General features: G+C 35.9%; 5 protein-coding genes. All 5 read right to left on the bottom strand.

Translation table 11 applies throughout. The annotated features are described in order from the left end of the window. Positions 1–23 precede the first annotated feature (23 nt). On the bottom strand, positions 24–968 hold the full coding sequence (locus H8718_RS19695; RefSeq protein WP_249334748.1) for an XkdQ/YqbQ family protein: 945 nt from the start codon (positions 966–968) through the stop codon (positions 24–26). After that, the gene (locus H8718_RS19690; RefSeq protein ID WP_249334746.1) at positions 965–1,615 is read right to left on the bottom strand and encodes a LysM peptidoglycan-binding domain-containing protein; all 651 of its coding nucleotides are present in this window, start codon (positions 1,613–1,615) and stop codon (positions 965–967) included. The genes H8718_RS19695 and H8718_RS19690 overlap by 4 nt, the downstream gene beginning before the upstream one ends. Beyond that, the gene (locus H8718_RS19685) at positions 1,608–3,638 is read right to left on the bottom strand and encodes a tape measure protein (protein WP_249334745.1); all 2,031 of its coding nucleotides are present in this window, start codon (positions 3,636–3,638) and stop codon (positions 1,608–1,610) included. The genes H8718_RS19690 and H8718_RS19685 overlap by 8 nt, the downstream gene beginning before the upstream one ends. A gap of 182 nt (positions 3,639–3,820) precedes the next feature. Then, positions 3,821–4,243, bottom strand: a complete 423-nt coding sequence (locus H8718_RS19680; RefSeq protein WP_249334742.1) for a phage tail assembly chaperone — start codon at positions 4,241–4,243, stop codon at positions 3,821–3,823. A 13-nt stretch (positions 4,244–4,256) separates the two neighbouring features. Continuing rightward, the coding region (locus tag H8718_RS19675) for a phage tail tube protein (protein WP_249334740.1) at positions 4,257–4,448 on the bottom strand (192 nt) is incomplete at its 5' end.

The following is a 4,448-nucleotide window of genomic DNA, read 5'->3' as shown; positions in this document are numbered from 1 at the left end:
TGCATCTTTTCAAATAGACTCATTTATATCACCACCATTTCTAAACTCATTGTGTGTTCATTATCTGTAAATGTATGAGTTGCTGAGTTAATTAAAAAATAGCCCTCTATGTTTTCTTTCGGGATAGAAACATAGGGACTATAGCCTGCTTTGCACCTTATATCACCTAGACATTCTAACTTAAGCGATTTTTTCTCACGATTTTTAAGCTTTAATAGGGCCTGCGCTTGCTCTATGACTTGTGCCTTATTCAGTTCTTTATCAAGCACATCATGATACTGTAATCTGCCCCAACGCACCTGAGTCATTTTGTCTTCTACTACAACTTCGCCTTCTACCCCGTCTTGTATCAGCTTAACCCGATTATAAGTATCTGAATCAATATCTTTACTAGACTCATAGTCCAATAGAAGTGTATCGCCATCTATAACAAGGTCAAGCTTTGTGTCTGCTATATCAAGAAGTTCCATAGCACCCACATTATCTTGAAGGAAATAAGTTCTACCTATTGCTAGGAGTGTTTTCTCTAATGCCCCATAGATTGCATCAAAGTACTCTTTATTGTCTGCTATGGTTTTAGGAATGACATAACCTGTAGAAGCAACCTTGCCTAGTTTGATGTTATTGACATTTGCAATAAGTTTTACAATCTCATCTGCAGTCTTATTGGCCACACCAAAGCTATCTTTATTTTTCAGATACCTCAGTTGGTCATAAGCAAGGATTTTCTTTTCATCTTGGCCACTTACCTTAAAAACATAACCATAAAATAGAGCGACTTCATTAACTTTAAACAATACAACATCACCATTATTTATAGTGATTTTATGGGTAAAAACATCTCCACCTATATAATCAAATTCTAAGCTTCCTGCTCTACCTTTTCTTGAAGTCTTATAGACAACATTTCCATGTGGAACTTCAAAAATACCGCCTTGTCTATTATCAATCAGTAATTGTGTTGTCATAGCTGCAACACCTGCCCTGGATAAATTAAGCTAGGATTTGCTATATTGTTCTTCTTAGCAATTTCTTTGTACTTGCCACTATCTCCTAAGCACTTCTTAGATATGCTACATAAAGTATCCCCTGTTTGTACTGTATAGGTCTTAGGTATCTCTTTTTCAACTGGTCTTTGTTCCATCTTGGCAATAGCTGGTTGACTTGTTTTTGAATCACTCACAATTTCCACCTTTTTGACCTTAAACCATCTATATTCCTTAAAGCTTATGGTGTATTCAATATCACCTACAGCACCAGCTTTTTCTTTATAACTAAATTCTTCAATGGTACAAGCCCAAGATAAATCGACACTGGTACCTGTAATCACAAGTCTTACAGGTTTGCCAGTGTCTCTCCATCTTTTTATTTTTTCAACATATACTGCTGGTTTTAATAAATATTTACTTGTTACATATGGCCCATTCTCCATAGGGAAAAGGCCTTTTAAAGTTAAGGTGTATGCCTTAACCTTATTAATTATTGTTACTTCACCTATATTTTGAAGTATGTGGCTTTTATTATTTCCTTTTTCCTTAATTTCAACTTCTTCTGGTAATACTGGAAACTCGAAGGCTTCTGCTTGATTATTGAAACTTAAATAGATTTTAGCCAAGTCCATACACCTCCTTTGTACTTGCTTCCATTTCTTCCTCTATGGATTTCTCTATACGTCTTACAATTTCATCAATATCTACATCTTTACTTACTGGACCCGTTTTGATATTAACTTTCGGAGTCAGTGTGACAAAGTTCTGGATAGATTCCATTTCAGCAAGTTCACGCATAATTTCAAGGTCTTCATTGGATACATCTACTGTATCTTCAATGCTTCCAACTGAATCAATATGTCCACCTTCAAAGCCCATACTGTTCATAGATGTTGTAAGGTCTTCAAAGATTTGTGTTGCTCCATTTGATAAATCCACACCAAAGTCATAACCTTTATTAAAGTTATCACGTACATCTATTTTCTCCATACGATTGAGCTTTACTTTTTGTTCTCCAAAAGTATCATCGACCCACCCCTGCATATTACTGCGCCAACCATTTACTACATCAGCCATATTTGAGTTAAAAAGAGCATCCATAGCATTTGCAATCGTTTCCAGTATGCCTAAAACAACGTCAGCCATATTTGTAAACAATCTAACAACCGATCCAATAGGGTCTACCCAAACATTTGCAAAAAACTCTAGCCAAGTAGTAATATAGTTCCATAATTCAGCAAATAAATTATATACAAATGCACCAAATCCGAAAAATAGTCCTGTTATAAAACCGACAACTTGGTCAACTGTTATACCTAAGTTATATAATAGTCCCATAAAAAGTCCAATAACACCAATGATTAATAATATTGGCCAGTTAATAGCTAACCATGCCCCAGCTTGTGCAATTAGAGGAGGAACAGCTGACCACAACGTAGGGATCATAGCCAATAAAGGTGGTATCATAGCCCACAATTTAGGAATAAAAATACTTGTTAAAATAACACCTACACCTATCAACATTCCTTTTATTGTAGCCCAATTATCTATAAAGAAGTTTGCTACCCATCCAACAACACTACCTAACCCTTGCAATAACAGGGACATCCATTCTATAACACTAGCTATACCAAATAAAAAAGCTTGTCCATTAGTGGTATCTAACCATTCTGCAAAGGCATAAAATTGATTAATTAATGGATTGAGTACACCTGTTCCATCTTCTCTAACAAGATGCTGCATAAAGTTTGTCCAACTATTACCCAGTTTAGTGGTTACATCTCCCCATGTTCGAGGGATATTCTCAAAAGTACTATTAATCACATCTCTTTGATTTTCAAAAGCTTGTATCACAACATCTGTTGTCAACTCACCATCTGCACCCATTTGTTTTAATTCACCGCGGGCTACTCCTAATCCGTCAGCTAATACTTTCATCATATACGGTGCATTTTCACTTAAAGAACGTAACTCATCACCTTGTAATACACCACTTCCTAAAGCCTGTGAGAGCTGAAGCATAGCAGACTTATTCATCTCATCCGTACCACCACCAATACGAATCGCTTTATTGATACTTTCCGTCATATCCATTACATGAGCTGTACTATCAAAAGCACCTGACATAGTTAACTTACTCATTAAGTCAACTGTTTCAGCATAACCACTTCTTGTATCATTGGCCATCTGAAGTATTTTCTTCTGTAACTCATGATGTTTCATCAAACCATCATTCATCATGCCAATTCTTGAGTTAATCATAGCGGCTTCATCTGCTTGTTTCATGAATCCATTAATGCCATTACCAATACGTTGCATAAGTTCAAGACCTTGATTCACTGCAATAGCAGCACTTCCTAATCTATTCATCCTACTTTCGCTACGCCGGACTGATTGAGTGAATTCTTCTTGTTTTCGGATCATATCTTCTTGCTCTTGTTGGATGCGTACCATTTCTGCACCTAATTGGTTTACAGCATTTCTTGCCATTTCAAGTTCTTGAGTGCCAAAATCTATAGCAACATTCTCACTAATACTATTTTGCATACTTTCAAAAGTATTCAGTGTAAGGGCCATGGCCTGTTGCATCTGTCTTAACGGCCCTGTCACACCATCATACAAACTCATTGATTGTTGAATCGTTGCCATTCCTTACACCTACTTTCTTTTGTTTCGTCTAGCTGCTTTCTTTTCAGCTTCAATATGCATATCAATACTTGCATAAATAAAAGCTCTCTCTTCTCTTTCCATACTCAAGAGTTCACTTGGTCTTATTTTAAGTTTATGGAGGGCGTAATGAGCATAATGCGCTTCACCATCACCCTCCTTAATTAGTTTTTTGCTTCTTCTTTGAGCTGATTCATGTCTTTTGAATAGCCATTCAATTCTTGCATAGCACTTAATAATTCTTGATACTCTCCTGGTGCACTTAATAGTTCAAGTAAAGTATCCTCTTCCCCACGTACACCAAAGAAGTTTTGTAATTCCTCAGATTTAAGATCTGGGTAAACAACACAAGCTGTTGCCATTTTCAGCATAAATGCTTCTTGGTCTAGTTGCTTCACTTTTACACCTTTTTTAATAGTTACCTCTACCATACAACTTTTTCTAATTTTCATTTCTTCTTTTGTTGTGATTCCTCTTAATTCAAAGGCTTCAATTTCACCTTTTTCATTTTTAAAACGATCACTAATCATTCTTTTAACGGTTTCTGTTGCTCTTTGATTTTGAACCATAAATGCTTGTAAATTCATCTCTATTTCCTCCTTAGCCTAATGTTGGCTTTTTAAATTTTTCTAATAAATCTGCATCACTAAATGTAAAATCTAAATCTTCTTCCAGGACATCTGCATCTACATCAAAGCTTGCTAAAACAACGCTGTCTAAGTTGCAGTCTTTAAGTAGTACAGTTTGTGCACCAATTGAAGAGGTTGGGTCCTCATTGGTCACCTGAATATC

The organism is Zhenhengia yiwuensis (assembly GCF_014384995.1).
GTDB lineage: Bacteria > Bacillota > Clostridia > Lachnospirales > Cellulosilyticaceae > Zhenhengia > Zhenhengia yiwuensis.
The sequence above is the reverse complement of the archived record's forward strand: the minus strand, read 5'-3'. Positions and strand labels throughout refer to the sequence as shown.

Excerpts from the sequence above, each read along its gene's own strand:
- H8718_RS19695 (WP_249334748.1), bottom strand. The coding sequence starts at position 968 with ATGACAACACAATTACTGATTGATAATAGACAAGGCGGTATTTTTGAA.
- H8718_RS19685 (WP_249334745.1), bottom strand. The coding sequence starts at position 3,638 with ATGGCAACGATTCAACAATCAATGAGTTTGTATGATGGTGTGACAGGG.
- H8718_RS19680 (WP_249334742.1), bottom strand. The coding sequence starts at position 4,243 with ATGAATTTACAAGCATTTATGGTTCAAAATCAAAGAGCAACAGAAACC.